Origin of the sequence: Agromyces fucosus (assembly GCF_004134865.1) — a bacterium.
GTDB lineage: Bacteria > Actinomycetota > Actinomycetes > Actinomycetales > Microbacteriaceae > Agromyces > Agromyces fucosus.
Window position 1 is genome coordinate 1 of sequence record NZ_SDPO01000006.1, and the last position, 1,972, is coordinate 1,972.

Below are 1,972 nucleotides of genomic sequence, written 5' to 3' on the forward strand. Positions count from 1 at the left end.
TCGGGTGCGTCCGTTCCTTGAGAACTCAACAGCGTGCACTATGTTCAATGCCAATTTTATTGAACCCCAGCTTGTCCCTTTTTGGGGTGGGTATGGATTCCTTTGATTGATGGACAATTTGATTTTGAGTAGTCAGTTGTTTCTCTGTCAGTGATTGAAACTCTCAATGCCCTTTCGGGGGTGTTGGAACCATTTTTTTTGGAGAGTTTGATCCTGGCTCAGGACGAACGCTGGCGGCGTGCTTAACACATGCAAGTCGAACGATGAACTTGGAGCTTGCTCTGGGGGATTAGTGGCGAACGGGTGAGTAACACGTGAGTAACCTGCCCTGGACTCTGGGATAACCCCGAGAAATCGGAGCTAATACCGGATAGGACCTGGAACCGCATGGTTTTGGGTGGAAAGTTTTTTCGGTCTGGGATGGACTCGCGGCCTATCAGCTTGTTGGTGAGGTAATGGCTCACCAAGGCGTCGACGGGTAGCCGGCCTGAGAGGGTGACCGGCCACACTGGGACTGAGACACGGCCCAGACTCCTACGGGAGGCAGCAGTGGGGAATATTGCACAATGGGCGAAAGCCTGATGCAGCAACGCCGCGTGAGGGATGACGGCCTTCGGGTTGTAAACCTCTTTTAGTAAGGAAGAAGGGGAGCTTGCTCCTTGACGGTACTTGCAGAAAAAGGACCGGCTAACTACGTGCCAGCAGCCGCGGTAATACGTAGGGTCCGAGCGTTGTCCGGAATTATTGGGCGTAAAGAGCTCGTAGGCGGTTTGTCACGTCTGCTGTGAAATCCCGAGGCTCAACCTCGGGCCTGCAGTGGGTACGGGCAGACTGGAGTGCGGTAGGGGAGATTGGAATTCCTGGTGTAGCGGTGGAATGCGCAGATATCAGGAGGAACACCGATGGCGAAGGCAGATCTCTGGGCCGTAACTGACGCTGAGGAGCGAAAGCGTGGGGAGCGAACAGGATTAGATACCCTGGTAGTCCACGCCGTAAACGTTGGGCGCTAGATGTGGGGACCATTCCACGGTTTCCGTGTCGTAGCTAACGCATTAAGCGCCCCGCCTGGGGAGTACGGCCGCAAGGCTAAAACTCAAAGGAATTGACGGGGGCCCGCACAAGCGGCGGAGCATGCGGATTAATTCGATGCAACGCGAAGAACCTTACCAAGGCTTGACATATACGAGAACGCCGCAGAAATGTGGAACTCTTTGGACACTCGTATACAGGTGGTGCATGGTTGTCGTCAGCTCGTGTCGTGAGATGTTGGGTTAAGTCCCGCAACGAGCGCAACCCTCGTCGTATGTTGCCAGCACGTAATGGTGGGAACTCATATGAGACTGCCGGGGTCAACTCGGAGGAAGGTGGGGATGACGTCAAATCATCATGCCCCTTATGTCTTGGGCTTCACGCATGCTACAATGGCCGGTACAAAGGGCTGCGATGTCGTAAGGCGGAGCGAATCCCAAAAAGCCGGTCTCAGTTCGGATTGAGGTCTGCAACTCGACCTCATGAAGTCGGAGTCGCTAGTAATCGCAGATCAGCAACGCTGCGGTGAATACGTTCCCGGGCCTTGTACACACCGCCCGTCAAGTCATGAAAGTCGGTAACACCCGAAGCCGGTGGCCTAACCCTTGTGGAGGGAGCCGTCGAAGGTGGGATCGGTGATTAGGACTAAGTCGTAACAAGGTAGCCGTACCGGAAGGTGCGGCTGGATCACCTCCTTTCTAAGGAGCACTGGCCACTTTTGGTGGTCCAGGCATGCCAGATCAGACCGAACGTGTCTGCTGGCAGCTCATGGGTGGAACATTGACATAGGTGCTCGTCTGTATGGTTCAGACCTAGTACGCCGCTTCCTTCGGGGAGGGGTTGGAACGGTGGGGGCCGGCCGGTCGGGTGCGTGCACGCTGTTGGGTCCTGAGGGGCCGGACAACTTCCCGCGCTTTGGCGTGGGGGTGATGGTTTCTTGCAG

1 rRNA gene is annotated in these 1,972 nt (G+C 55.6%); it reads left to right on the top strand.

Annotated elements, in window-relative coordinates:
- The first annotated feature begins 195 nt into the window (after positions 1-195).
- Positions 196-1,727, top strand: a 16S ribosomal RNA gene (locus ESP57_RS18335).
- Positions 1,728-1,972 lie beyond the last annotated feature (245 nt).